This window comes from Verrucosispora sioxanthis (assembly GCF_010560025.1).
Lineage (GTDB): Bacteria > Actinomycetota > Actinomycetes > Mycobacteriales > Micromonosporaceae > Micromonospora > Micromonospora palythoicola.
The window spans coordinates 557,013-582,005 of sequence record NZ_SAIY01000002.1 but is presented as its reverse complement, the minus strand read 5'-3'; the positions used below and the strand labels follow the sequence as shown (position 1 = coordinate 582,005).

Annotated in this window: 26 protein-coding genes and 1 tRNA gene; 12 read left to right on the top strand and 15 right to left on the bottom strand. The window is 70.5% G+C overall.

The genetic code is table 11. The features are described 5' to 3' along the window. Nucleotides 1-53 precede the first annotated feature (53 nt). Complete coding sequence (locus tag ENC19_RS07845; protein ID WP_164446452.1) at nucleotides 54-884, top strand: PSP1 domain-containing protein; 831 nt, start codon at nucleotides 54-56, stop codon at nucleotides 882-884. 113 nt (nucleotides 885-997) lie between these two features. Here the strand turns inward: ENC19_RS07845 and ENC19_RS07840 are convergent, their stop codons facing one another. Next, entirely contained in the window at nucleotides 998-2,785 is a 1,788-nt protein-coding gene (locus ENC19_RS07840) for a metallophosphoesterase family protein (protein ID WP_164446450.1), read from the bottom strand. 130 nt (nucleotides 2,786-2,915) lie between these two features. Here ENC19_RS07840 and ENC19_RS07835 point away from each other — a divergent pair. After that, nucleotides 2,916-2,988 (top strand) — tRNA-Thr (locus ENC19_RS07835). Nucleotides 2,989-3,020: 32 nt separating this feature from the next. On the opposite strand, the gene ENC19_RS07830 is transcribed toward ENC19_RS07835, so the two are convergent. Together ENC19_RS07830 and ENC19_RS07825 are read right to left on the bottom strand one after the other, a co-directional pair. Next, nucleotides 3,021-3,965 (bottom strand): tyrosine-type recombinase/integrase, encoded by a 945-nt coding sequence (locus tag ENC19_RS07830; RefSeq protein ID WP_208020831.1) that lies wholly within the window; start codon nucleotides 3,963-3,965, stop codon nucleotides 3,021-3,023. 176 nt (nucleotides 3,966-4,141) lie between these two features. Further along, nucleotides 4,142-4,327, bottom strand: a complete 186-nt coding sequence (locus tag ENC19_RS07825) for a helix-turn-helix domain-containing protein (RefSeq protein WP_164446448.1) — start codon at nucleotides 4,325-4,327, stop codon at nucleotides 4,142-4,144. Nucleotides 4,328-4,637: 310 nt separating this feature from the next. Here ENC19_RS07825 and ENC19_RS07820 point away from each other — a divergent pair, with 310 nt between their 5' ends. Beyond that, nucleotides 4,638-5,465 (top strand): hypothetical protein, encoded by an 828-nt coding sequence (locus ENC19_RS07820; RefSeq protein ID WP_164446447.1) that lies wholly within the window; start codon nucleotides 4,638-4,640, stop codon nucleotides 5,463-5,465. 21 nt (nucleotides 5,466-5,486) lie between these two features. Here ENC19_RS07820 and ENC19_RS07815 read toward each other — a convergent pair whose 3' ends face one another. Then, entirely contained in the window at nucleotides 5,487-6,368 is an 882-nt protein-coding gene (locus ENC19_RS07815) for a hypothetical protein (protein ID WP_164446446.1), read from the bottom strand. 28 nt (nucleotides 6,369-6,396) lie between these two features. Here ENC19_RS07815 and ENC19_RS07810 point away from each other — a divergent pair, with 28 nt between their 5' ends. Beyond that, nucleotides 6,397-7,230 (top strand): IS5 family transposase, encoded by an 834-nt coding sequence (locus tag ENC19_RS07810; RefSeq protein WP_309246226.1) that lies wholly within the window; start codon nucleotides 6,397-6,399, stop codon nucleotides 7,228-7,230. Between the two features lie 663 nt (nucleotides 7,231-7,893). On the opposite strand, the gene ENC19_RS07805 is transcribed toward ENC19_RS07810, so the two are convergent. Genes ENC19_RS07805 through ENC19_RS07795 form a run of 3 tightly spaced genes read right to left on the bottom strand, consistent with a single transcriptional unit; the run spans nucleotide 7,894 to nucleotide 10,054 of the window. After that, nucleotides 7,894-8,286: a DUF4260 domain-containing protein gene (locus ENC19_RS07805; protein WP_164446444.1), complete on the bottom strand. Its 393-nt coding sequence runs from the start codon at nucleotides 8,284-8,286 to the stop codon at nucleotides 7,894-7,896. Between the two features lie 29 nt (nucleotides 8,287-8,315). After that, nucleotides 8,316-8,921, bottom strand: a complete 606-nt coding sequence (locus tag ENC19_RS07800; RefSeq protein WP_164446443.1) for a response regulator transcription factor — start codon at nucleotides 8,919-8,921, stop codon at nucleotides 8,316-8,318. Then, a complete protein-coding gene (locus ENC19_RS07795) occupies nucleotides 8,918-10,054 on the bottom strand; it encodes a sensor histidine kinase (protein WP_208020830.1) in 1,137 nt (378 codons plus the stop codon). The genes ENC19_RS07800 and ENC19_RS07795 overlap by 4 nt, the downstream gene beginning before the upstream one ends. A gap of 108 nt (nucleotides 10,055-10,162) precedes the next feature. Between ENC19_RS07795 and ENC19_RS07790 the strand changes: the two genes are divergently transcribed. The 3 genes from ENC19_RS07790 to ENC19_RS07780 all read left to right on the top strand — a co-directional run bounded on the left by ENC19_RS07790 (nucleotide 10,163) and on the right by ENC19_RS07780 (nucleotide 12,559). Continuing rightward, nucleotides 10,163-11,044: an ABC transporter ATP-binding protein gene (locus ENC19_RS07790; RefSeq protein WP_164446441.1), complete on the top strand. Its 882-nt coding sequence runs from the start codon at nucleotides 10,163-10,165 to the stop codon at nucleotides 11,042-11,044. A 27-nt stretch (nucleotides 11,045-11,071) separates the two neighbouring features. After that, nucleotides 11,072-11,791 carry an ABC transporter permease gene (locus tag ENC19_RS07785; protein ID WP_164446440.1) on the top strand — a complete coding sequence of 240 codons (720 nt, stop codon included), beginning with the start codon at nucleotides 11,072-11,074 and terminating at the stop codon, nucleotides 11,789-11,791. An 84-nt stretch (nucleotides 11,792-11,875) separates the two neighbouring features. After that, complete coding sequence (locus ENC19_RS07780) at nucleotides 11,876-12,559, top strand: GOLPH3/VPS74 family protein (RefSeq protein ID WP_208020829.1); 684 nt, start codon at nucleotides 11,876-11,878, stop codon at nucleotides 12,557-12,559. Nucleotides 12,560-12,702: 143 nt separating this feature from the next. Here ENC19_RS07780 and ENC19_RS07775 read toward each other — a convergent pair whose 3' ends face one another. Beyond that, entirely contained in the window at nucleotides 12,703-13,320 is a 618-nt protein-coding gene (locus ENC19_RS07775) for a pyridoxamine 5'-phosphate oxidase family protein (protein WP_164446439.1), read from the bottom strand. A 152-nt stretch (nucleotides 13,321-13,472) separates the two neighbouring features. On the opposite strand from ENC19_RS07775, the gene ENC19_RS07770 reads away from it, so the two are divergent. From ENC19_RS07770 to ENC19_RS07760, 3 genes are read left to right on the top strand one after another with little or no spacing between them, the layout of a single operon-like run. Next, entirely contained in the window at nucleotides 13,473-13,979 is a 507-nt protein-coding gene (locus ENC19_RS07770) for a DUF2231 domain-containing protein (RefSeq protein ID WP_164446438.1), read from the top strand. Continuing rightward, nucleotides 13,976-14,509 (top strand): Hsp20/alpha crystallin family protein, encoded by a 534-nt coding sequence (locus ENC19_RS07765; RefSeq protein WP_164446437.1) that lies wholly within the window; start codon nucleotides 13,976-13,978, stop codon nucleotides 14,507-14,509. Before ENC19_RS07770 ends, ENC19_RS07765 begins: the two co-directional genes overlap by 4 nt. Nucleotides 14,510-14,517: 8 nt before the next feature. Continuing rightward, nucleotides 14,518-15,621: a glycosyltransferase family 9 protein gene (locus tag ENC19_RS07760; protein WP_164446435.1), complete on the top strand. Its 1,104-nt coding sequence runs from the start codon at nucleotides 14,518-14,520 to the stop codon at nucleotides 15,619-15,621. Nucleotides 15,622-15,635: 14 nt separating this feature from the next. On the opposite strand, the gene ENC19_RS07755 is transcribed toward ENC19_RS07760, so the two are convergent. Both ENC19_RS07755 and rfaE2 read right to left on the bottom strand, forming a co-directional pair. After that, nucleotides 15,636-16,508 (bottom strand): glycosyltransferase family 2 protein, encoded by an 873-nt coding sequence (locus tag ENC19_RS07755; protein WP_164446434.1) that lies wholly within the window; start codon nucleotides 16,506-16,508, stop codon nucleotides 15,636-15,638. Beyond that, on the bottom strand, nucleotides 16,505-18,415 hold the full coding sequence (gene rfaE2, locus ENC19_RS07750; RefSeq protein ID WP_164446433.1) for a D-glycero-beta-D-manno-heptose 1-phosphate adenylyltransferase: 1,911 nt from the start codon (nucleotides 18,413-18,415) through the stop codon (nucleotides 16,505-16,507). Before rfaE2 ends, ENC19_RS07755 begins: the two co-directional genes overlap by 4 nt. Before the next feature lie 146 nt (nucleotides 18,416-18,561). Here rfaE2 and ENC19_RS07745 point away from each other — a divergent pair, with 146 nt between their 5' ends. Further along, nucleotides 18,562-19,110 carry a type 1 glutamine amidotransferase domain-containing protein gene (locus ENC19_RS07745; RefSeq protein WP_164446432.1) on the top strand — a complete coding sequence of 183 codons (549 nt, stop codon included), beginning with the start codon at nucleotides 18,562-18,564 and terminating at the stop codon, nucleotides 19,108-19,110. 61 nt (nucleotides 19,111-19,171) lie between these two features. Here the strand turns inward: ENC19_RS07745 and ENC19_RS07740 are convergent, their stop codons facing one another. After that, nucleotides 19,172-19,663: an NUDIX domain-containing protein gene (locus tag ENC19_RS07740; RefSeq protein ID WP_164446431.1), complete on the bottom strand. Its 492-nt coding sequence runs from the start codon at nucleotides 19,661-19,663 to the stop codon at nucleotides 19,172-19,174. Nucleotides 19,664-19,718: 55 nt separating this feature from the next. Here ENC19_RS07740 and ENC19_RS07735 point away from each other — a divergent pair, with 55 nt between their 5' ends. Beyond that, the gene (locus ENC19_RS07735; protein WP_164446429.1) at nucleotides 19,719-21,368 is read left to right on the top strand and encodes a fatty acid--CoA ligase; all 1,650 of its coding nucleotides are present in this window, start codon (nucleotides 19,719-19,721) and stop codon (nucleotides 21,366-21,368) included. Between the two features lie 183 nt (nucleotides 21,369-21,551). On the opposite strand, the gene ENC19_RS07730 is transcribed toward ENC19_RS07735, so the two are convergent. From ENC19_RS07730 to ENC19_RS07715, 4 genes are all read right to left on the bottom strand, one after another. Next, nucleotides 21,552-22,562, bottom strand: coding sequence for an NADPH:quinone reductase (locus ENC19_RS07730; protein WP_164446428.1), 1,011 nt, complete (start codon nucleotides 22,560-22,562; stop codon nucleotides 21,552-21,554). A 41-nt stretch (nucleotides 22,563-22,603) separates the two neighbouring features. Beyond that, nucleotides 22,604-23,260 carry an HAD family hydrolase gene (locus ENC19_RS07725; RefSeq protein WP_164446427.1) on the bottom strand — a complete coding sequence of 219 codons (657 nt, stop codon included), beginning with the start codon at nucleotides 23,258-23,260 and terminating at the stop codon, nucleotides 22,604-22,606. A gap of 84 nt (nucleotides 23,261-23,344) precedes the next feature. Further along, nucleotides 23,345-24,169 (bottom strand): SCO6745 family protein, encoded by an 825-nt coding sequence (locus ENC19_RS07720; RefSeq protein ID WP_164446774.1) that lies wholly within the window; start codon nucleotides 24,167-24,169, stop codon nucleotides 23,345-23,347. A 186-nt stretch (nucleotides 24,170-24,355) separates the two neighbouring features. After that, nucleotides 24,356-24,991, bottom strand: coding sequence for an FKBP-type peptidyl-prolyl cis-trans isomerase (locus ENC19_RS07715; protein WP_309246225.1), 636 nt, complete (start codon nucleotides 24,989-24,991; stop codon nucleotides 24,356-24,358). Between the last annotated feature and the right edge of the window lie 2 nt (nucleotides 24,992-24,993).

Genomic DNA, 24,993 nt, shown 5'->3' with positions numbered 1-24,993 from the left:
GGCGCCCACGGTCGACCCGGCGCATTTCCGTCCCCGCGACGTAGGGTGAGGCAATGGGCATGCTCTGCGCGGTCAGCTTCCAGCGGTACGGGCGTCTCTACTACCTCGACCCAGGCGAGCTGCGCCCCCAGGTGGGCGACAAGGTGCTGGTACCCACCGACGACGGTCCCGAGGTGGCGGAGTGCGTGTGGGCGGCCCAGTGGGTTACCGAGGAGACCGCGGGCTTCCCCCGACTGGCCGGGCTGGCGCAGGAGGAGGACCTGCGGCGCGACGAGGATCTGCGGCGGCGCAAGGCCGAGGCGAAGGTAGCGGCCAAGCGGCTGATCCGCGAGCACGGACTGCCGATGAAGGTGGTGGCGGTCGACCACGTGCTCGGCAACGGCGAGGGCGCCGGCGAGCGCAGCACGATCTACTTCACCGCCCCGCACCGGGTGGACTTCCGCTCCCTGGTCCGCGATCTCGGCGCGACCCTGCACTGCCGGGTCGAGCTGCGTCAGCTCTCGGCCCGCGACTCCGCGCGGGTGCAGGGTGGCATCGGCTCCTGCGGGCGGGATCTGTGCTGCGCCACGTTCCTCAACGACTTCGAGCCGGTCACCATCCGGATGGCCAAGGACCAGGATCTTCCGCTCAACCCGCTGCGCATCTCCGGCGCGTGCGGTCGGCTGATGTGCTGCCTCAAGTACGAACATCCCCTGTACGCGAAGTTCGCCGAATCCGCCCCGGCCATCGGCGCCCGGGTCACCACGCCGGACGGCGACGGCCGCGTGGTCGGCCACAGCGTCCCGAGGGACGCCGTCACCGTCCGCCTCGACGCCGACGGCTCCCGCTCCAGGTGCTCCCGCGCCGACGTCTGCGGCCCCCGCCGCGCCCACGACACCCGCTAACCCACCCCACCCACTCCACCCCCCCCGCCGGTCCGCGTTGATCATGAGGTTAACGGCAGTTTCAGAGATCAACATCGCCGCTAACCTCATGATCAACGGCATGGGTGGGGTGGTCAGGTGAGGGTGATGGGGGGTTCGGCCAGGCGGGGGATCAACGGGGCGGTGGGGGTTAGCCAGGAGGAGTCGGGGGACTGGTCGGGGTTGATGCGCCAGTCGCGGGCGACCCGGTCGACGGCGATGGGGTAGAGGGTGAGGGTGCCGTCGGGATCGATGCGCATCCTGACGAAGCCCTTGGCGTCCTCGATGCCCTGCCCGGCGAACAGTTCGTTGACGTTCACCCCGAAGGCGCTCGCGAGCAGCAGGTACGCGGCCACCAACTGGCTGGCCACCAACCCGATCACCGGCAGGTAGACCACTGCCGCCGCCACCGCGGGCAGCGGCCAGGACCAGTCGTGGAACGGCAGCGCGAGCCAGGCCCAGGTGCCGGCGGCGGCCAGCCCGACGTGCGCCAGCCCGTGCCCGACGCCGAGGATCCAGTGCCGGGCGTGGCGCTTGCCGCTGGAACTGGGCGGTTTCGCGAACATCGCCGCCGCGAGCACCGTGACCAGCACCATCATCACCAGCGGCACACTGAACAGCCGCTGTTCGGAGGCCTCGGACCGGAAATCGGCCACCCCGGCCATGGAGAGCATCAGCAGGGTTTGCAGCACCCCCAGCAACGTCGAGAAGCCCGGGTTGCGGCGCGGCAGCCGGGCGAAGATTCCCCAGCCGTACCGGCGGGAGCGGGCGGCGTCGGGGTAGCGGCCCGCCAACTCGTACGTCCGGGACGGGCTGGACCGGCGGGCCAGGGTGTCGGGCGGTGGCACCTGGATGCGCTCGGGCAGCTTGTGCGTCGGGTACAGGTAGGCGCCGCCGCTGCCGGAGGTGACCAGCTGCCGTCCGTCCGGCCCGGTGTACCGCGCGTAGTGGTGCAGGTCGCCGGAGATGAGCAGCCGAACCTGGGCGCCGGTGGGCGCGACGATGGTGCGGATGAAGTAGTCGATCGAGTCGTACGCGGTGGGCCGGTCGACGGCCTTGACCCAGGCCGGAGCCGGCACCGCCAGGATCACCCGACTTTGCGGTCCGAGCCGCTTCGCCACCGCGTCGAAGTAGGTGAGCTGCGGGTCGTCGACGTACGAGCCGGACTGGTCGTCGAGGCCGAGCAGCCACCAGTCGGCCGGCAGCTCGACCGCGAAGTACGACCGTGACTGGCCGGTACACCAGCCGCCGAAGTGCCGGTCCCGGGTACGGACGAACAGCCGCAGGAACGCGGTGAGCCCGTCGTACCAGTCGTGGTTGCCGGGCACCGCGAAGATCGTCGGCTGCTCCGCCGGAGTGGCCGGCAGTGCCGCCTGGTACGGCCCCTTGCACCGGTCCTCGTACGCCGCGTACTCCGCCGACGGGTAGACCTGGTCGCCACCCATCACCAGGGTCTGTGCCCGGGGCAGCCGGTGCCCGTCCACCGTGATCTCCCGCTGGGCGAGCAGATACGCCACCGAATAGGTGGCGTCGAACCCGTCACCCAGATCGGCCACGTAGTCCAGCCAGAGCCCGCCGTCCGGCCCCACCTGCCGGGAGATCTCCGCGTCCAGCGCCTTCTGGAGCTCCCGCTTGTCCAGGTACGCACCGAACAGCATCGCCAGCAGCGTCCGCAGGCCGGTGCTGATCAGCAGGAACGGCGCGAGCCACGGCACCGGCTTGCGGGGCGTGAAGCCCAGCTCCAGCGGATCGGTGCTGCGGGGCCGCCGAGCCTGTCGACCGCCGGCGGCCTCCCCGGCGTACGACCCTGGCGGCGGCGTCCGGTCGCGGGACGGCGGCCCGACATCGCCCGGTTCGTCGTGAGAGGTGTGATCGTCGGTCATTCGCCGCAGCGTAGTGCGAGCCGGGGTGACCCGACGACCCCGGAAACGCCCCGGGCGTCCGGTTCGTTCGACCCGGCGGTCAATCCCGCTCGGCCCCGCAGCGGTGCGTGCCGTACACTTGACCACCGTTGCCGCCTTAGCTCAGTCGGCAGAGCGACGCACTCGTAATGCGTAGGTCGACGGTTCGATTCCGTCAGGCGGCTCGGTACGCAAGCCCAGGTCATCGACCTGGGCTTCACCGTTTCCCGAGGTCGATCAGACCGCCGCCGGTGGTGCCGGTCCGCAAATGGTCCGCATCCCGCGCAGCGACCGCCTCGTCCAGCCGATTGGCGACCGCGTCCAGGTCGTCACCGAACAGCCCGGCGTACACGTCCAACGTCATCGACGCCGAGGCGTGCCCGAGCATCCGCTGCACCGCCTTGACGTTGGCGCCCGCCGCTACGGCCAGACTCGCCGCTGTGTGCCGTAGATCGTGCGGAGTCAGCCCACCCAGCCCGACCGAGGCCGCAGCCGGCGCGAAGACCCGAGGCCGGTAGTTGGTGTTGCGCAACGGACCGCCGTTCGGAGCCGTGAACACGAGATCCTCGCGGCGCTTCCCGGCGACGTGCGCGGCCAGCTCGTCAACGAGGAACCGCGGAATCGGCACCGAGCGGCGCTGATGGTTCTTCGGCGTGCCCTCCACCAGCTCGCCGCCAACCTCCGCGAACGCCACCGCCACCGTCACCCGACGCCGCAGCAGATCCAGCCGCGACACCCGCAGCGCCGACGCCTCACCCCACCGCAGCCCGGTGTAGGCCAGGAACCGCACCAGCAGGCCGTACCGGCCGCACGCCCCCGCGAGCTTCGCCACCTGGTCGTGGTCCAGGAACACCGGTTCCTCCTTGACCACCCGAGGCAGCCGCACGCTCTCTGCCGGATTCCGAGACATTCGACCGTCCCGGACAGCGTGCGCCAGGACCAGCGCCAGCACCCGGTGGGCGTACCGGACCGTTGCCGGAGCGAGGCCGGACGCGGTCAGCCGCTGCACCCATGCGGCCACCTCCGCGTACGACACTGCCGAGAGCGGAATGTTCTCCCACGTCGGGAACACCTGCCGCCGTAGTGCCACCTCGTACCGGGCGCGCGTCGTCGGTTTGAGTTGCACCTGGGCCGCCATCCACTGCGCCGCCCAGATGCCCACCGTGACGCGAGCCCGAGCAGGGTCGATCCAGTCACCGCGAGAGATGGCCGCCTTGGCGGATGCCTCCCACCGCTCCGCGTCCGACTTCCGGTCGAAATGCCGAGCGATCTGCCTACCGGATGCGTCCCGGATGCGAGCCCGCCACTTTCGGTTCGGCCGCCTTCTGACGCTCATCCTTACCCCGCCGGCTTCGCGAACCAGACACGAACGTCCGCAGGGTCATACCGCAGGTGCCGACCGACACGAGACGCCCGAGGGCCCACCCGTCGGTAACGCCACTGGTAGAGGGTGTTCACCGGCACTCCGAGGAACGTCGACACGTCCTCAGCCGTCCACAGCGGGTCAATGGTCCGAGCCCTCATGCTGCTACTCCCTCCGTCATCGTCGCGGTTGCCGAAACATCGGGCGGGTCGGCGGCCCGTCTGGCGGCGTCAAGGCGGCCCGCAAGCGGGCCGCGCCGGCCGCGCTCGGCCTGCTGGCGGCGCAAGCGCCGGCATCGGCCGGCGCGCCGGCCGATTGAAGGGCATGCCTCCGGCGGGGGCCAGACGACTCCGAGATGGAGTTGCCGAACGGTTGCGGTTCGTGGGTGGTGGGATGGCAGGACAGCTGCGGGTACGTCCAGGCTTGGTAACGCGGTAGGCGAATTGGCCAGCCGCACCTAACCTGTTTGGCGTGCGTGAATCTGTTCTCACCGGCGAGACGATGGACCTGGACAACCTGCACCTGTATTGGCAGCTCATTGACCAGGAGTTCCAGGCGATAGACGGCTTGCCCTCTCTGGAGGCGCGCCACGTACTCTCTGCCCGCGCCTTCGACCAGTCGCAGGTCGCCGGGTCTCGCACCTACATCGAGGTTAACCGATATCTGGGTGTTGCCAGGGACAACCACCAGGCGCTACTCGCCTTGCTGGAGCATCATGGCGCCACGCTTTGGGCGCCGTGGAGCCTGCTGCGACCTACCTTCGAGACGGCCTTTTACGCCGCGTGGATCCTCGACCCGGACGATGGGCGGGAGCGCCGGACGCGAGGGCTTCGATGCGAGGTCAACGACTACTACCAGCAGCGTAACCACCGCGCTGCCTTCAAGGCTTTCCCTGAAGCTGCGAAGCTGATCGTGGAGCGTGAGCAGTGGGACGCCACGCATGGGTCGTTGAAGACCTACCGCGAGGAAGCTGCTGCACTCGGCCGACGATGGAACGAGGTCCAGCAGAGGGTCAACGTTGTGCAGGAGCTGCCCAAGCTGACCTTCGTTAAGGACCAGCGCGAGTCCGCTCCGTTGTTGGAGGCGATGTGGCGTCTGCTCTCCGGCTACGAGCATGGCCTCGGATGGGCCTTGATGAACGGTAGCAAGCGGAGGGTGGAGGCAGAGATTCCCGGCGGCTCATTTGTCAACTTCACCATCAACGACGAAGCCTTCGTGAACGCAGCGAAGGCTACCTACTTCCTACTCCTGTCGGCCTGCCGGCTCCTACGGCGCCGTCACTTGAAGCCGATCCGATAGGGAATTTAACCGGGCGAGATTTCAGCCACTCGCCTCTTCTTCTTCTTCTTCTTCTGCGGCCTGCCGCTTTTGTATGTTGAAAAAGGAGTTCGGATGGATTCGCAAATATTCGTCGAGCCGCTCGGACGGGATGGTGGAGGCGTTGAGTTCCGCGTATCGTTCGTTGTGCGCATTCCAGTCTTGCTCTAAATGTGACCAATCTGCGTCGTATACGTCGTTCGCCAGCTGTGCGAGACCCTGTAGCCACCATTCAGGTAGGAAATTCTGAGAGACCATCGCCCTGCGCATAGCGAACAACGTGAAGAGAGTTACTCCTGCGATTTCATGCAGCGTCCTTATGGCGTAGTCGGCGTTGAACTGGGGATGCAGTTTCGGCCTCAGCCTCACTGATTCAGGCTCGAATACGAGATAAGCAGACGTCTTTGCAGTAGGATGGGAATTTGCCGACGACATTTTGTAGAAAGCCTGATACGGTGAGCCGTTGACGGGGGTTGTCTGGCCTTCGATGTAGTCACGCACAATCCTATCGGGGAACCAGTCACCTTTGACCAGCCACTTCTCCGCCTTGTCGGGCAATTTAGCCAGCATTCGCCCAAGGCCCGCAGATTCGTACACCGTTCGGACGAGCGCTCGCGCGTCTATGTAATACCCATGAACGGCGACGACGGTTGCGGCGCGTATTGCGCTGAACGCGCAAGTGAATGCTATGCCTGAGGCCACCTCGTTTACACCGGAAGCAGTTACGTCATCGATCGGATTTTCGAGAAGGACGTGTGCCGCAAGAAGGAGGCCGAAGTTGATCTGGTCTAGGTGCGTGGCGGCGGCATCCTCCGCAAGAGTGGCCTCAACGTTCTCAGAGCGTGTTTGAGAAGGTCTGTTGTGGAAGGTGTGGCGGCGTGACATCTGTTGCCGGGGCGGGCAGGGTGGCGCGGTGGTTGCACGTCGTGGTTACCCCTCGGACCTGACTGACGCCCAGTGGGCGCTGATCGAGCCGTTGTTGCCCGAGCCGAGCACGGACGGCCGCAGGGAGAAGCATCCGCGTCGGGAGATCGTGAACGCGATCTTGTACGTGGTGCGGTCGGGGTGTCCGTGGCGCTATCTGCCGGCGGATCTGCCGCCGTGGCAGACGGTGTACTGGTACTTCACCCGGTGGGAAGAAGCCGGCGTCACCGAGAAGCTCCTGACCACGCTGCGGGTCAAGGCGCGGGTGCAGCAAGGCCGTCAGCCGGACCCGTCGGCGGGGATCATCGACTCGCAGACGGTGAAGGGCGCGGATACCGTGGGTCGGGACAGTCGGGGCTACGACGCCGGGAAGAAGGTCAACGGCCGCAAGCGGTTCATCGTCACCGACACCCTGGGACTGCTGGTCGCCGTCACCGTCCTCGCCGCGAGTTGGCAGGACCGCGACGGTGCCAAGACCGCCCTGCTGGGCGCCTACATGATCAGCCCGATCCGGCATGTCTACGCCGACCAGGGCTTCGCCGGCCGCCTGGTCGACCGGACTCGCGACACCTTGCGCACCACCCTGGAGATCGTCCGTAAACCCGCTGAGCAGCGCGGTTTCGCCGTCCACCCACGTCGGTGGGTGGTCGAGCGGACTCTGGCCTGGCTCACCGCCTGCCGCCGCCTGGCCCGCGACTACGAGCGCCACCCGGCCATCTCCGCAGCCCTCATCCGCTGGGCCGCCATCGCCGGCATCACCCGCCGCATCACCCGCGGCCAACCCGCCCGCCGGCAACCCCGCCGCACCTTCACCAGGACCTGATCAACTCCATCTCAAACACGCTCTAAGCAGGCCGGTCGTGTTGACCGAATGGGTACTCCGCTGTAGTTACGACAGTTGGAAACGGCCCGGCGGATGGTGTTGTGCGCCAGACGACGACACACGTGACCCACCCGCCGGGTCGGGTCAGTTTGAGCGCGAGCAACCGCACCGGACACCGCCGGGACGACCGAGGTGCCCGTAAGTCGAGGTCAAGGGGTCTTGAAGCACGATTGGTTCGCGGCCTTGCGGGTAGCGGCGGGAGGCGAAGCATTCAGCGCCCACGCTGACGCACGCCAGGTCGTCAACCGTCCCATGGCAGGTCTGACGACCACGGCCCCGCAGGTGCGACGCCGTTCGCGGTTCGCTGTGGCGGCCGGTGGCCCGGTCCGGCCTTGCCCCCCGTTTACCCCCCGAAAACTCATACCAACGGGTGACGACTGGTGGCAGACGTTGATCAGCGAACAGCCGCGTCTGCGCAGGTCGGCGACTATCTGTGACGACTGGTGACAGGCTAGGGAGGGCGATGGGCGAGGAGCGTAGGTCGACGGTTCGATTCCGTCAGGCGGCTCGGTACGCAAGCCCAGGTCATCGGCCTGGGCTTCGCCGTCTTTCAGGTCAGCCGCTGCCGGTTGCGCTGCGGCTGTCCGTCCCGGAGCGTGCGGCTCAGCGCGTGGACCGCTTGGCCTTGCCGATCGGGCCGAGGTGGGTGTGTTCGAAGCCCTCGGTGGTCTTGAGGCCGTAGCCGAGGGCGCGGTCGACGGCGATGTGGAAGACCCACGCGATGGCGAGGACGCCGAGCCAGTCGATCGGCTCCCGGAATGCGGCGAGGGCCACCGCGACCGCGCCGAGCAGCGCCGGCAGCGCGTAGGAGTGCACCAGGTTGTAGCAGAAGGCACCCACGTGCGGGCCGCGCAGATAGCCGACCATCGACAGGTCGAAGATCAGGAACAGGGCGAGCAGCCACCACCACGCGTACCCGACGGCGACGATCACCACGACGGCGAAGGCCGCCACCACGACGCCCTCGATGCGCTGTGTCTGGACCGGGTTCAACATCCGACATCTCCAAGCTGGCGGTTCAGGGGTCACAGCCAGTCGTGCTCGCGGGCGTAGCGCGCGGCCTCGTGGCGGGTGTGGGTCTGGGTCTTCTGCATGGCGTTGGAGAGGTAGTTACGCACGGTGCCCTGGGCGAGGTGGAGCCGGGCGGCGATGTCGGCGACCGAGTAGCCCTCGCTCGTCACCCGCAGAACGTCGAGTTCCCGCTCGGTGAGCGGACAGTCGTCGACGATGGCGAGCGCGGACACGTCGGGGTCGATCCACCGTCGACCCGCGTGCAGGTCGGTGATGACCGAGGCGATGTGGGCGGGCTCGGCCGACTTGCTGACGAAACCCTGGACGCCGAGTTTCAGCGCCTTGCGCAGCACGCCGGGCCGGGCATGTCGGGTCAGCATGAGGACCACCTGCTCCGGCCGGACGCGGCGGATCTGCGTGATGGCGCCGAGGCCGTCGGTGCCGGGCATCTCCAGGTCGATGACCAGCACGTCGGGCCGGTGTCGCAGGGTGGCCTCGACGGCGGTCTCGCCGTTGGTCGCCTCGGCGACGATGTCGATGTCGCCTTCGAGCGGCAGCAGCGCCGCCAGCGCCTTGCGCAGCAGGGCCTCGTCGTCGGCGAGCACGATGGTGGTGGTCATCGCTGATCCTCCGCAGCGCCGCCGGTGGCGGCATCGGCACGGGCGGCCGGAAGCCTCGCGGCGGTTCGGAAGCGCCCGTCCTGCTGTTCCACGGCCAACTCGCCGCCGTCGGCTGCCAGCCGTTGCCGGAGGTTGGACAGCCCTCTGAGCTCGGGCAGCGTGTCGCCGCTCACGCCGTCGTTGACGATCGAGATGCCGGCTTCGGAGAGCGTGATCCGCACCTGGGTGGCCTGGGCGTGGCGCAGGATGTTCGTGGTGGTCTCGCGCAGGACCTGGCCGAGCAGTTCGCTGCTGCGCGGGTCCACCTCGGCCTCCCGGGTCACCCGGACCCGGATGCCCGCCGCCTCGAACAGGTTCTTCGCGTTCTCGAGTTCCGCCGAGAGGTTGAGTCGGCGCTGCGCGTACGCCAGTTCCTTGGTCTGGGTGATGGTGTCGCTCACCAGCGCGTACGTCTCCCGCAGTTCCTTCTCTGCTCGGTCGGTGTCGCGGCGCATCAGCTTCTGCGCCAGTGCGATCTTCAGCTTGACCACGTGCAGAGTGTGGCCCTGGATGTCGTGCAGGTCGCTGGCGAAGCGGACGCGTTCGCGGATGACCGCCAGCTCCGCCTCGCGTTCCCGGGCGTGATCCAGCTCCCGGATGAGGTCGTAGAAGCGCTCGCCGACGATCGTCAGGACGGTCACCAGGACGGTGAGGCCCGTCGGGACGAGGACGTAGGTGATCAGGACGCCGCGGATGTCGTCCTGATCGACCAGGAGCCGCATCGCGCCGACGGCGGCGACGTAGCTGAACAGCCCGACCGCTGCCAGGGTCCGGCGTCGTACCTCGCGGAGGGCGAGAGACCCGACCGCGCAGATGCCCCAGTAGGCGTTGGGGCTGCCGGTCAGCAGCACCCCGAGCGGCCACACCACAGCCCCGACGATCGTGCAGGGCAGGGCGACCCGGGCGAGGTCGTCCGCCGTCCAGCGTTCGAAGGCCACACCCGGGGCCAGGACGACGAGATGCCACCAGGTGTGCGCGTCGGTGGCCAGGAGAACCACCGCGGCGAACACGACCGGCGGAAGTGACGTGAGGAGATTGATCCGGCGCAGCCGCTTCTGCGTCGTCTTGGTGAAGGCCGGCGATCTCGCGGTCACCCAGCCAGTATTCCCAAGTCCAGGTGGGGCGGGCAGTGACACCACGTCACATGTACCCGTGACGTGGCGCCACTGAGCGATCGCCGCGACCGCTGCTGTCATTGGGGCATGTCCACGACACCAGTGATCGAAGTCGAACGGCTCAACGTGAAGTACGGCGACTTCCACGCCGTGAAGGATCTTTCCTTCGAGGTCCGGCGCGGCGAACTGTACGCGCTGCTCGGCACGAACGGGGCGGGGAAGACCTCGGCCCTGGAGACCGTCGAGGGCCACCGGACGCCGACCTCCGGCACCGTGCGCGTCTTCGGGCACCAACCGGGTGACCGTCGGGCGGTCCGCCCCCGGATGGGCGTCATGCTCCAGGAGAGTGGTTTCTCCCCGGACCTCACGGTTCGTGAGTCGGTCCGGCTGATCGGCACCCTGACCCGGCGGACCGACGATGTCGACCGGGTGCTCGACATCGTCGATCTCACCGGCAAGGCCGGCCGGAAGGTTTCCCAGCTCTCCGGCGGGGAGAAGCGGCGGCTGGACTTCGCCACCGCCGTCTACGGCACCCCGGAGCTGATCTTCTTGGACGAGCCGACCACCGGCCTGGACGTCCAGTCCCGTGACCACCTGTGGATGACGGTGGACCGCCTCCGGGAGAACGGCGCGACGATCGTGCTGACCACGCACTACCTGGAGGAGGCGCAGCAGCGCGCCGACCGGATCGGGCTCATGCACGAGGGCACCTTCCACCGGGAGGGCACCGTCTCCGAGCTGACCCGCACGCTGCCGGCCGTCATCCGCTTCTCGCTGCCGCCGACGGCGCCGGCGCTGCCGGTGCGGGCCGCCACGGACGGCGACGGCAGGGTCGTGATCGAGACCTTCGATCTGCAGAAAGACCTGCACGTCCTGCTCGCCTGGGCGCAGGACCACGCCGTGGAGCTGCGGGACCTGGAGGCCGGACCGACCCGACTCGACAACGTCTTCCGCGCCATCAGCGGCTGAATCGTCTCCCCGAGAGGAATCCTTCCCGTGTTCCCCATCGCCTTCAGCGAGTTGATCCAGATCTTCCGGAACCGGCTGGTGCTGGTCACCAGCTTCATCATCCCGGTGGTCGTCTCCGCGTACTTCGTCCGTCAGCACGAGACCTTCGCCGCCCTCGGCAGCCTCGGCTACATCGCGGCGATCGTGCTGTTCACCGTGGCCGCGTTCGGGCTCTACGCCACGACCGTGACCACCCTGGCGTCCCGGCGGCAGAACCTCTTCCTCAAGCGGCTGCGCTCCACGGCCATCGGGGACGCCGGCATCCTCGCCCGCCTGCTGCTGCCCGCCACCGTCGTCGCGCTGGTGCAGGTGGCCGCGATCCTGACCGCCCTGGCCATGGTCGCCGGCGGGCCGGCCAACGTACCCCTGCTGGTGGTGGCGATCGTCGCGACCGTGGCCATGCTGATCGGCCTGGGTCTGGCCACCGCCGGCCTGACCAACTCACCCGAGCACGCCCAGGTCACCACCCTGCCCGTCACCCTCGGCGTGATCGGCGTGGCCAGTTGGGTGGGCGTCACCGGCACCGAGAATCTCGCCCTGCTCAAGCGGCTGCTGCCCGGTGGTTCCGCCACCGAGATGGTGATGAACGCCTGGAACGGTGGCGTCGCCGTGACCGACTCCCTGCTCCTGCTGGCCCCGACGCTGGGCTGGGTCGTGATCGCCGTCGTGGCGGCCACCCGCCTGTTCAAGTGGGAACCCCGCCGCTGAGGGTGGCGAGCGGCACCGAGGTGCGCGCGACACCCCGACCAGAACCGCGCACCGCGCGGGAAGACGTACGACAAAGGAGTGACCGTGACCGCAGAAACGTCGCAACCCGGCTCACCGACTCTGGTGGAGGACCTGCTGCTTCTACTGTTCCAGCCGAGGTCGGGCACCATCGCCGGAGAGAACACCCTCTTCTATGTCCTCGCCGGGGCCGTACTCGCGGATCTCGCCCTCGCCGACCGGGTGACGATGGCGGACCGACGCAAGGTGCAGACCGTCGAGGGGCAGGCACCGTCGGACGAGTTGCTCCGGTCGGCGTGGGACTACGTCTCCGAGAAGCCCCGCGGCGTCCAGACGGTGCTCGCCGCCATCGGCCCGCACCTGCGCAAGCCGGTGTTGGAGCGGCTCGTCGAACGCGGCGACATCCGGCGGGAGGAGCGTAAGGTGCTCGGCCTGTTCCGTACGACCGCGCTGCGCGACGGCGGCAACGGGCGCCGGGCGCGCCTGCTGGAGGAGGTCCGGCAGGTGCTCGTGGACGGCACGGAACCGTCGGCCCGGACGGCCGCGCTCGCGGCACTGCTGTCGGGCAGCGGAACGTTGCCCCAGTTCTACCGCGACATCCCGTGGACCACACCGGTGATCGAACGCGCCAAGGAACTCGAACAGGGCAACTGGGGAGCCGGTGCCGCAGCGGAAGCCGTGACCCGGACCATGACCGCAACCGTCGTCAACAGTGTCATCGTCACCACCACGGTGATCCCCCGCAGCTAGCACACCCCTCCGCCGCCGGCCCCCGTGCAGCCCCGGCCTGCAACTTCGCGGATGTTGTCGTGTCTGGACGGGCCGCAGGCAGCAACATCACCGAAGTTGCTGCCTGCGAGCCGACGGCGTCGGGTGGCGGTCGACGAGGCGGGTCAGGTGTAGAGGCTGGCGGCGTACTGGGGGCCGTAGTGACGCTCCAGGTCGGCGAGGGTGGCCGCCGGGGCCTCGACCTCCTTGACCAGGCGGGCCCGGCTGGGCAGCGGGTCCGGTGGCCAGGTCTCCGGCTGCCACAGTTGGGACCGCAGGAACGCCTTCGCACAGTGGTAGAAGATCTGCTCGATCTCGACCAGCACGGCGAGCACCGGCCGGTGCCCCTTGACCACCATGTCGTCGAACCAGGGCGCGTCCCGCAGCAATCGGGCCCGGCCGTTGATCCGCAGGGTGTCGGTGCGCCCGGGAATGAGGAAGATCAGGCCGACGTGCGGGTTGGCCAGGATGTTGCGGTAGCCGTCGGCGCGCTTGTTGCCGGGACGCTCCGGGATGGCGATGGTCCGGTCGTCGAGCACGTGCGCGAAACCCGCCGGGTCGCCCTTGGGGGAGACGTCGCAGGTGCCGTCCGCGCCGGCGGTGGCCACCAGGCAGAACGGCGATGCGGCGAGCCACTGCCGGTCACGCTCGTGCAGTCGGGTGCGCTCCTTGGCGATCGCGCGGGGTGCCGGGGTGCCGAGCAGGTCGGTCAATTCCGCTGCGGATGTGATCTCCACCGTCACTGGGTGCCTCCCCGTGGAGTTGACCGTGGTGGCAGCACCCGGGCGGGAAACCGCCACGGTCAGTCTAGTCGCGCACGACCGTCAGGTTTGTCCCCCGGTGCCCGGGGGTACCGACCCACGGAGTGCTTTCGAACAGCAGTGGAGGCCCGGAGATGGAGAGTCGACTCAAGATCCTGGGGCACCCCGTCCATCCGATGCTTGTGATGTTTCCCTTCGCCCTACTGGTCACCGCCGTGCTCTTCGACGTCATCGACACGGTCGGCGGGCCGGACTTCCTCGGCGAGGTGGCGTACTGGAACCTCACCGTCGGCCTGATCGGCGGCCTGCTGGCGGCGGCGGCCGGCACGTTCGACCTGCTGGCCATCCCCTCCGGAACCCGGGCCAAGCGGGTGGCGCTCATCCACGCCGTCGCGAACGTCGCGGTGATCCTGCTCTTCGCCGCCGTCTGGGTGGTGCGGCTCAACGCCGACTCGCGGGGGGCGGGTGGGGCACTGATCGCCATCGAGGTGGTGGCGCTGGGCATTCTCGGGGTCAGCGGCTGGCTGGGCGGTGAACTCGTCGACCGGCTCGGCGTCGGGGTCGACCGGGAGGCCAACCTCGACGCGCCGAGCTCGTTGCGGCCGGCAGCCGCCAGTCAACGAATGGGAGACGCGCGATGACCAGGCCGGGACGCGGTTGGCGGGGCGGCCAGCAGGGCTGGGACCCGATGGGCGAGCTGCAGTCGCTGCGGGCCGAGCTGAGCCGGCTGGTCGGCGGCCGTCCAGGGCCGCCCGAGGTGGAGCTGGGCGAGACCAGCGACGGCTGGGAGGTGGTCGTCCGGCTGCCCGGCGTCGCTCCCGAGGAGGTCGCGGTGGAGCTGGACGACCGCGAGCTGTGCGTACGGGCGCGGACGGAGGCCGAGGTCAACGCCGACCATGGCATTCCCGGCGGGTTCGAGACCCGGGGCTTCGAGTACCGCGTGCAACTGCCGTCGCGGGTGGACCCCGAGGAGATCGACGCGGTGATGGACCACGGTCTGCTGCGGGTACGGCTGCCCCGGGCGAACCGGCCCGCACCGCGCACCATCACCGTCGGCCGTACCGGACCGCGTTCGACGAGCCCCTCCGGTGGTGTGCCGAGCAGCGTCGACCCGGCGGCGGACCGGGAACTGCACCAGCCGGACGTCGCTACCGGCGATTCCGGCCGGTAGCGCGCCCGGTGGCTTCGGCCGTGCTGGGAGGGGCCGCCGACCGGGTGCCCGACGTGGCCCGGATCGCCGTGCTGCGCGCCAACGCGCTCGGTGACTTCATCTTCGTACTGCCCGCGCTGGAGGCGCTGCGGGCCGCGTACCCCCAAGCGGAGATCGTGTTGCTCGGCGCGCCCTGGCACGCGCAGCTGTGGCGCGACCGGCCGGGCCCGGTCGACCGGGTACTCGTGGTGCCGCCCGCGCCGGGGATCCGGACGGCGACCGAGGGCGAGCCCGAGTCGAGCATTGTCGACTTCCTGGCCGCCGCCCGCGCGGAACGGTTCGACCTGGCGCTGCAACTTCATGGCGGCGGCGCCAACTCCAACCCGTTGGTGGCCGCGCTCGGCGCCCGGCTCACCGCCGGCCTACGGGCCGAGGACGCGCCGCCGCTGGACCGCTGGCTGCGGTACGTCTACTACCAGCACGAGGTGATCCGATACCTGGAGACGGTGGCTCTGGTGGGCGCCGCGGCCACCACGACCATCCCGGCGCTGGCGGTCACCGAGACCGACCGGGCCGAGGCGCGCACCGTGCTCGGCGAGTCGGAGCGTCCCCGGGTGGCGCTGCATCCCGGAGCGACGGACACCCGTCGTCGCTGGCCCGCGGACCGCTTCGGGGAGGTGGCCCGGACGCTGCACGCCGACGGGTACGAAATCCTCGTCACCGGCACCCCTGCCGAACGGGACGTGGTGGACCGGGTGGTGGCCACCGCCGGGGTGCCGGTCCGGCCGCAGGTCGGCACGCTCAGCCTGGGTGGGCTGGCCGGTTGTTACGCCGGCTGCGAGCTGGTGGTCTCCAACGACACCGGGCCGCTGCACCTGGCCGCCGCCGTCGGTACGCCGACCGTCGGCATCTTCTGGGTCGGCAACCTGATCACCACCGCTCCCGTGCTGCGGGGCCGGCATCGGCCGATCACCTCGTGGACGGTGCACTGTCCGGTCTGCGGGGTGGACTGCACCCCCGGCATCTACCCGCACCGTCCGGGTGACGGCAACTGCCCGCACCGCGACTCCTTCGTCACGGACGTGCCGGTGGCCGAGGTGGTGGAAGCCGCCCGCGAGCTGCTGTTCCGTTGACGGGTTCCGCCGGCTCAGGTGTCCGGGTCCAGCGAGGCGAGGACGACCTCCCATGCCTCCACGTCGCGTTCGGTGACCGTGGTCGGTGACTCCAGGTGGTAGGCGCCGCTGGGCAGGACGCCGGCACCGCCGTGCCGCGCCAGCACGGCGAGTTGCGCGGCGACGTCCTCGCCCTGGTGCCGCGCCGGTACCCGTCGCCAGAAGCCGAATCCGCCGGCGTCGACGAGCTTGGCTCGGTCGTAGAGCACGCAGCCGCCGATCCAGGACACCTGGTACGCCCGCCAGTCACCGTCGGCGAGCGCCAGCGACGCCGTCACGTGCAGCAGATTCGCCGCGGAGTGGATCTGCGCCCGGTCCCACTCGGGCGTGCCCGGCCGGACCCGCTCCGGCACCGGTCGGCCCGGCCACTCCCGGTAGTGCCGGTGCGTGTCCGGCCGTACGTCGTCCAGGTAGGACAGGCCGTGCACCCCGTTGCCGACGAAGCCGCAGCCCAGCTCGCCGATCGCGGTCACCAGCCGGCGCAGTGTGCCCGGTTCCAGCCAGACGTCGTCGTCGAGGAAGAGGACGTACCGCGCGACGGAGGCGTCGAGCAGGAAGTCGCGGTGCTCGGCGAGTCCGCGTCGGGGCAGTCGCCGGGTCAGCAGCACCGGATTCCCCCGGTGGCGTAGCGCCCGGACCATGGTGGCCGCCGCCGGGTGGAGGTATCCGGGGTCGCCGTCGGACTGGTCGCTGACCACCACGCCGAACCCCGGCACCCCCTCCTGGGCGGCGAGCCCGGAGAGGGTGACGGCGAGTTCGGTGGGCCGGTTGCGGGTCGGGACGAGCACGTCGACCAGCCGGTCGGCGCGGAACTGCGCGGGCGTGCCGGCGTCGAGGGGTCGGTTCACGGCGCCTTGCCGGTCAGCGGCGGCGCGTCCGCACCGGTCGTGGCGGCGGTTCCGGTGCCGGTCGCGCCGGACGTCTCCACCGCCGGGGTGGGAGCGGCCTGCGCGTCGGTCGCGCCCTCCTGCCCGTACGCGCGGATCCGGTCGATGATCGCCGAGGTGGAGCGGTCCGGTACGTACCCCAGGGTGCGTACCTGGCCGCCCAGCCGTTGCACCAGCGGCGCCTCCGGCACCAGCTCGGGCGGGTAGTCGCCGCCCTTGACGTAGACGTCCGGCCGGACGGCTTCGATGAGGGCGGCCGGGGAATCCTCCTCGAACACCACCACGTGGTCGACGCAGGTCAGCGCGGCGAGCAGGGCGGCCCGGTCCTCGATCGGGTTCACCGGCCGGTCCGCACCCTTCAACCGGCGTACGCTGCCGTCGGAGTTGACCGCCACCACCAGCAGATCGCCGAGGGCGCGGGCCTGTTCCAGGTACCGCACGTGCCCCCGGTGCAGCACGTCGAAGCAGCCGTTGGTGAAGACGATCGAGCGGCCGGCCCGCCGGTGTTCGGCGACGATCTCCGTCAGGTGCCCGGTGTCGACGAGTACCTGCCGGTCGTCGGCTGCCGGTCGGCCCAGGGCGGCCAGCAGGTCCTCGCGGCGGCACACGCAGGTGCCGGTGCCGGCGACGGTGCTCGTCGCGGCGAGCTGGGCAAGTTGCGCGGCGGTGGACAGCGGGGCGTCGGCGGCCAGCGCGAGGGTCATCGCGGCCAGGTAGGCGTCACCGGCACCGACGGCGTGGCTGGCGGGCACGGGTGTGCTGTGACTGCGGGCGGGCGCACCGTCGACACCGCCGACCACCGCGCCCTCGGTGTCCAGAGTCACCGCGACCACGGCCGCGCCGGTGTGGGCACGCAGCTCGGCGAGCCGGGACTCGGCCAGGACGGCCCGGTCCACGCCGGCACCGACCTCGGCGTTCACGGTCACCCCCGTGCCGGTCACGCTGAGCCCGTCGCGGGTCATCGCCACCCGACTCTCGCCCGGAGTCGGCTCGCCGGTGGGCCCGTCGGTACGCCGCATCCCGGCCGCACCCGGAGCCGTGCCGACGGTCAGTTCGGACGGCCCGTCGGCCGGGTCGACCTCGGGATGCTCCAGGTGCAGCTCGCGGCCACCGGCGGCCGGCGAGGCACCGGTACCGACCGGGTCAGCGGCCGTCGCCGGGTTCGTGGTCGGCCGGACCGTGCCCGCCCGGGCGAGCAGGCGGGTGGCCTCGGCGAAGCTCGGGGTCACCACGGTCGGGGCGAGCCCCCGCCAGTCGGCGAGGTCGTGGGCGTCGAGCGCGACCGTGGCGTACCGGTCCCGGTGCTCGACCAGCCAGGCGCGTACCGGCGCGGGCAGCGCGCCCAGACCGTAGTCGCAGACCACCAGGGCCGGTTTCTCGCCTCCGCTGGCGGCCCGCAGTTCCGCACTCGCACAGTCCAGGGCGGTGAGCAGGCAGTCCACTCCCAGGTCGCTGAGCGGGTCGTCCGGGTCGCCGGAGTCCTCCCGCAGCAGGATCTGGTCGCCGGCCAGCATCCGACGCTTGACCGGGGTGTAGCGGCCCGGCTGGCTGACCGTGCGGTCCCAGACACCGGCCCGGTCGAGGCAGTCGTGCAGCTCGTCGCCGGCGGCGTCGGCCCCCACGGGAGCCACCAGCACCGAGCGCCCGCCCAGCGTGGCGATGTTGACGGCGGTGTTGGCGGCACCACCCGCCGCCGAGATGCGGCGGCGCAGGGTGAGGACCGGTGCGGGGGCTTCCCGGCACAACCGGTCGGAGTCGGCGAACCGCCACTCGTCGAGCATGGCGTCACCGATAACCAGGACCGGACGCCCGAGCCAGCTCTGCACGACGTCGGCGAACCGGAGCTGTTCCGCTGCTGCTCGTGCCATGCCGGCGGTTCCCCTCCGGTCGGCGGGGTCAAACCTGCCGGCCGGGCACCCGCTGGCGGCGACGTGCGGTGGGCCACCGTCCAGCCGCGTTTCGTGACGTCGGCACCGGGAACGGATACGGACGTACCCCCGGAAAGGAGAACACTATGGCAGCGACGTTGCAGGGCAAGCGGGTCGCCTTCCTGGCCACCGACGGCGTGGAGGATGTCGAGTACGTCCAGCCGCGTCAGGCCGTCGAGCAGGCCGGTGCGACCGCCGAGCTGGTGTCGATCAAGCCTGGGAAGATCACCTCCTTCGAGCACCTGGACCCCTCCACCACGTACGAGGTGGACGTGAGCGCGGCCGACGCGGATCCCGCCAGGTACGACGCGCTGGTGCTGCCCGGTGGGGTGGCCAACCCGGACTTCCTGCGCACCGACTCCGACGCCGTCCGGTTCGTGAAGTCGTTCTTCGACGCCGGCAAGCCGGTCGGGGTGATCTGCCACGGCCCGTGGACGCTCGTCGAGGCGGACGTGGTGCGGGGCCGGCGGCTGACCAGTTGGCCCAGCCTGCGTACGGACCTGGTGAATGCCGGCGCGGAATGGGTCGACGAGCAGGTCGTGACCGACAACGGGCTGGTCAGCAGCCGCAAGCCCGACGACCTGCCGGCCTTCTGCGCCAAGATCGTCGAGGAGTTCGCCGAGGGTCGGCACTGATCCGCCGACGGCGCCCGCACGGTGGCCTCGCCCGCCCGGGCGAGGCCACCGTGCTGCCTGGTCACTTCAGGATCAGACGGTTGGTCTGCTCGAAGACGTCCAGGTCGGCCAGGGTCTCCAGGACACTTGCCGAGAGCGGCTGGGGCATCGCCTCGTGGTGGAAAAAGCCCGCGTCGCTTGTCTCGTCGGTGACCCGGGCCAGCCGTCCGTCCCACTCCTCCACCCGGAACGCGGTGGTGAAGATCTGGTAGGTGTGGCCGTACATGTTGGTGTGGGTGCGGTCCGGGCCGGTGTAGAGGGCGAAGGCGCTCACCCGCAGCGCCCGCAGCCCGGTCTCCTCGCGTACCTCCCGCACGGCGCAGTCCGCGATCGACTCGCCCAACTCCATCGCGCCGGCGGGCAGTGCCCACTGCCCGTTGTCGGAGCGGCGGATCAGCAGGATCCGGGCCGAGCTGTCGCGCACCACGGCCCGCGCGCCGACGAACATCAGCGTCCGGTCGCCGGCCAGGGCGCGTAGCTGCCCGACGTACGAATCAGCCCAGGAGATGCTCACCCGGACAATTTACGGGGGTTCCCAACGTGTGACCGGCGACACTAACTTGTTACCCATGCGTAGCACGATGATGGACGCCCCCCTTCAGGTCTCCCGGATCCTCGAACACGGCGCCACCGTGCACGGCGCGGCCGAGGTGGTGACGTGGACCGGCGCCGAGCCGCGCCGCAGCACGTACGCCGAGGTCGGGCGGGACGCCGCCCGGCTCGCGCACGCGCTGCGGGCGGAGTGCGGGGTGACCGGCGACGAGCGGGTCGCCACCTTCATGTGGAACAACACCGAGCACCTGGTGGCGTACTTCGCGGTGCCCAGCATGGGTGCGGTGCTGCACACGCTCAACATCCGGCTCTTTCCGGACCAGGTCACCTACATCGCCAACCACGCCGAGGACCGGGTGGTGCTCGTCGACGCGACGTTGATCCCGCTGCTGGCGAAGTCTCTCGGTGGCATGACGAGCGTGCGACACGTGGTGGTGGTCGGCGCTGGCGATCCCGCCCCGCTGCTGGCGGCGGCGGGCGACCGGATCGCCGTACATCACTGGGACGCGCTGCTGGCCGACCGCCCGGAGGTGTACGACTGGCCCGAGGTGGACGAACGCGACGCCGCCGCCCTCTGCTACACCTCCGGCACCACCGGCAACCCCAAGGGGGTGGCCTACTCGCACCGCTCGATCTACCTGCACTCGTTGCAGATCTGCATGCCGGAGGGGTTCGGGCTCGGGCCGACCGACCGGGAACTGGCGATCGTGCCGATGTTCCACGCGATGTCGTGGGGGCTGCCGTTCGCGGCGTTCCTCTCCGGCGCGTCGCTGGTGATGCCGGACCGTTTCCTCCAGGCCGCGCCGATCGCCGAGATGATCGCCGCCGAGCGGCCGACGCTGGCCGGTGCGGTGCCGACCATCTGGACCGACCTGCTTGCCTACCTGGACAGCCACGACGTCGACACCTCCTCGCTCACGGAGGTGATCGTCGGTGGTTCTGCCTGCCCGCCGTCGCTGATGCACGCGTTCGACGAGCGGCACGGCATCGACGTCATCCACGCGTGGGGGATGACCGAGATGTCGCCGCTGGGCTCGGTGTCGCGCCCACCGGCCGGGGCGAGCGGTGACGAGGCCTGGCGCTACCGGTACACCCAGGGCCGGGTGCCGGCGGGCGTGCGGGCCCGCGTCGTGGGCCCGGCCGGGGAACCGCTGCCCGCCGACGGAACCTCCGTCGGCGAGCTGGAGGTCCGTGGGCCGTGGATCACCGCGCGGTACGTCGGGGACGACGCGCCGGACCCGGAGAAGTTCCGCGACGGCTGGCTGCGTACCGGTGACGTGGGCACGCTGTCGGCGGACGGCTACCTCACCCTCACCGACCGGGCCAAGGACGTGATCAAGTCCGGTGGCGAGTGGATCTCCTCGGTGGAACTGGAGAACGCGTTGATGGCCCACCCGGCGGTGCTGGAGGCCTGCGTGGTGGGCGTGCCGGACCAGCGGTGGGACGAACGGCCGCTGGCCACGGTGGTGCTCCGGGAGGGTGCCTCGGCGACCCCGGAGGAGTTGCGGGACTTCCTGGCCGGGTCGGTGGCGCGCTGGCAGTTGCCGGAGCGGTGGGCGTTCGTCGAGGCGGTGCCGAAGACGAGCGTCGGCAAGTTCGACAAGAAGGTGGTGCGCTCCCGGTACGCCGACGGCGACCTGAATGTGCGGGAACTGGCCACGCCGTAACGTTTTTCGGCGCATCATCGCCATTGGGAGTAGTGGCCTGAACAGACCTCTCTCCGGTGGGCGGCCCCGGCGTTCGCACCGCGCCGGGGCCGCCCGTTCCTTGCGGGGCGACCCGCAATGCCAGTATTGCGAGACTTGTTCGCCTCTGTCCTGCGTACGGCGAAAACTCCCAGGTCGAGCCGCTTATTCGTGAGCGCTGAGCAGCACCCTGCCGACCACCGAGTCCTCCACCGCCTGATGAGCGGCGGCGGTCGCCGACAGCGGATAGGAATGCAACGGCAGACCGGCTTCCTCGCCCACCCGGATCCCGCCCTGCGCGGCGGCCGCCGCGACGTCGACAAGCGCCTGGGCCTTGGCCGCCTTCGGCATCGTGTAGACCAGCACGAACTGCCAACGGGCGTTCGGCGCCATCAGCGGGCCGACCGGCAACGTCACCTCGTCACCGCCGTCGTTGGCGTACACGCTGACCACTCCGCCCGGGCGCAGCAGCCGAACGTCGGTGGCCGCGTTGCGGGCGGGGGAGACCTCCACGATGCCGTGCACCCCGTCGGGCGCGATCTTGTGGACCTCCTCCACCACGTCCTGTTCCCGGTAGTTGACCACCAACGAGGCACCGGCCGCCGCGGCCAGTTGGGCCTTCTCGGCGCTGCTGACCGTGGCGATCACGCAGGCATCGGCCCAGGACGCCAACTGGACCGCCGCGTTGCCCACGGCGCCGGCCCCACCCTGTACCAGCACCGTGTGGTCACTGAGCGCGCCGGGACGCAGGGTGTCCGGCAAATACTCGCCGGAGGTCAGGCACCGGTGCGCCGTCAGGAACGGGATGCCGAGGCAGGCGCCCAGTTCGAAGGACGCGTCGCCGAGGCGGACCGCCTGGCGGACCGGCACCACCGTGTACTCGGCGGCGGTTCCCCAGGGCCGCTGCCAGGCGGCCTCCCAGACCCAGACCCGCTCGCCGATCAGCTCCTGGTCGACCCCCTCGCCGACCGCCTCGACCACTCCGGCGCCGTCCTGGCCCGGTATCTGCCAGCCGGCCGGCAGCGGGCCCTGCCGGCGCGACTTCCAGTCGGTCGGGTTCACCCCGGACACCGCGATCCGCACCAGCACCTCGCCCGGCCCGGGTTCCGGCACCGGCCGCTCGACCAACTGGAGCACGGAGGGATCGCCGGTGCGTTCGTACACCATCGCCTTCATGCCACCGACCGTAGGCGGGCGGGGGACCGCCCGGTGCCGGTTCAGCCCAGCCGGTCGACGACCTCCGGGGTCAACTCGTCGATCGAGTCCAGCACCGCCACGGCCAGCCGCCGAGCGTCCGGATCCAGCGGGTACGCCCCGTGCGGCACCGCCACCACCGCCATCCCGGCCGCAGCCGCGGAACGGACCCCGTTCGAAGAGTCCTCCACCGCCACGCAGCGCGTCGGGTCGAGGCCGAGCCGCTCGGCCACGCTCAGGTAGACGTCCGGTGCCGGCTTGCCGCGCTCGGTCTCCTCGGTCGACAGGGTGCTGCGGAACGAGCCGGTCAGGTCGGTGGCGGCCAGCGCCGCGCCGATCAGCCGGGTCGGCGAGGAACTGGCCAGTCCCAGCGGCCACCGTGCGGCCAGCCGGCGGACCACGTCGACCGCGCCGTCGATCACCGGCACCCGGGCCGCGTAGCGGCGGGCCATCTCCTCGACCACCTCGGCGGCCACCTGGTCGGCGGTGCGCCGCACCCCCAACTCGTCGCTGAGGTAGCGGGCCCACTCGCCGGTGCTCATCCCCATCAGCCGACGCTGGGTGTCGTCCTGCCAGACACCCCCGTGCTCCGCGACGTAAGCCCGCCGAACCTCCTCCCACACCGGCTCGGAGTCGACGATCACCCCGTCAAGGTCGAAAACCACTCCATCCACCGTCACACCCCCATCCTCTCCCACCCACCGCGGCGTCGATCAAGAAGTTCGCGTCAGGAATCGACGACAAGTCAGACCGGAACTTCTTGGTCAACTCGCCAGGGGTGGCAGACCGATGGGGCTGTCCGGCGGGATGACCGTGTGAGCGGCGCGGGCGATCGGGTCGAGCAGTTCGCGGAGGCGGTGTGCACGCTCGGGGCCGAGCGTCAGCCAGGGGCGAGTGGCGGCGAGATCGGTGGCGTCCTCGATCGCCTGGAAGGACGTCCGGCCGCGCTCGGTCGGCTTGCCCTCGGCGTCCAGCCAGCCACGGACGGTGAGCCGGTCACGCGCCTGCGACCAGTCCTGCTCCGACCAGCCCCGGCCGAGGAGGTTGGCCGCCGGCATGTCGACCGCGACCCGCCAGGCGAGCGTCTCCACCGGGTCGAGGTCGGCGGCGACCAGCGCGGCCACGTGCCCGTCACCACGATGTTCGCGCAGCGTGGTGGCGGCCTGCCAGAGCCGAGCCAGCGGGTACTCACCCCGGGGCAGGCCCGCGTTCGCCGCGCCGAGCACCCGGCCGGCCGTGCCGAGCCCGTCGGTGGCGGCCTCGAGCAGGTCGGCGGCCTCCACGAGATGCCGCTCGGGCAACTCGTAGGTCAACTCGGCGAGCGCCTGCACCGCACCGGTCAGCCGGGCGCGCAGCGCCTGGTCCGGCGTGGCCAGTTCCCACACCGCCGGCAGGGCCCGGCTCACCATTTGCGGTGCGAAGTTGTAGAAGGCGGCGATCACCGGAGCCGGACCGGTCGGCCCGAGCGGGGCGGCGCGACCGGCGAAGTAGCCCCGCCAGTAGCCGCGTAGTCCGGCCGCCTCGTAGGCGGCGCGGGCGCGCGGATGGAAGTAGGTGACGGCGTGCAGCGGCTCGTAGTGCGTCCACATCAACCGGGCGGTCCGCCCGTCGGCGTCCACTGCCGTCACGTGCACCTCCGGGTCGCTTCGACGAGCGTCCCGGGCGAGGTACCCGGGACGCCTGTCGAACCTACTGCCGGTCGGTGACCGTCCGGAAGCCATCTGTGGTCAACCGCATCGATGTTCGCCTGCCGTCGGGGCGGGGCGCCCCGCGGCTCACTCGGCGGCGAGCACGTCCACCACGAACCGCAGCGGACCGGCCGGGCGACCGCCGCCACCGTCGCCGTAGGCGTCCTCGGCCGGGATGTCGAGCTGCACCCGGCTGCCCACGTTCACGCCCACCAGACCCTTGTCCCAGCCCGGGATGACCTGCCCCACCCCGATCGGGAAGGTGGCGGGCTGCCCCCGCTCCCAGGAGGAGTCGAACTCCTCACCGGTCTTGTAGAAGACACCGACGTAGTTGGTGGTGATCGACTGACCGGCCTTGACCTTCGGCCCGGTGCCCTCGATCAGCGGAGTCACGGTCAGCTTCTTCAACTCACCCTCACCGGCGGTGACCGTCGGCTTGCTGCCCAGCGCCGGGTCCGCGCCCTCCGGTAGCTGCGGCGCAGGCGGGGCGGCCGGCTCGTTGGTCGCCTCCGCCGGGGCGGACGGCGTACCGGCGGCCTGCTCGGGGGCGTCGTCACCGCCGCGCTGGCCCACCATCACGAACACGGTGATCAGCACCGCCACGACGGCGATGCCGGCGAACGCACCGGCCCAGGCCTGCCGGCGGCGCTTCGCCTCGGCCGCCTTCTGAGCCGCCAACTGCTCGGCCAGCCGCCGCCGCGCCTTGGTCTCCTGCTCGCTCACGT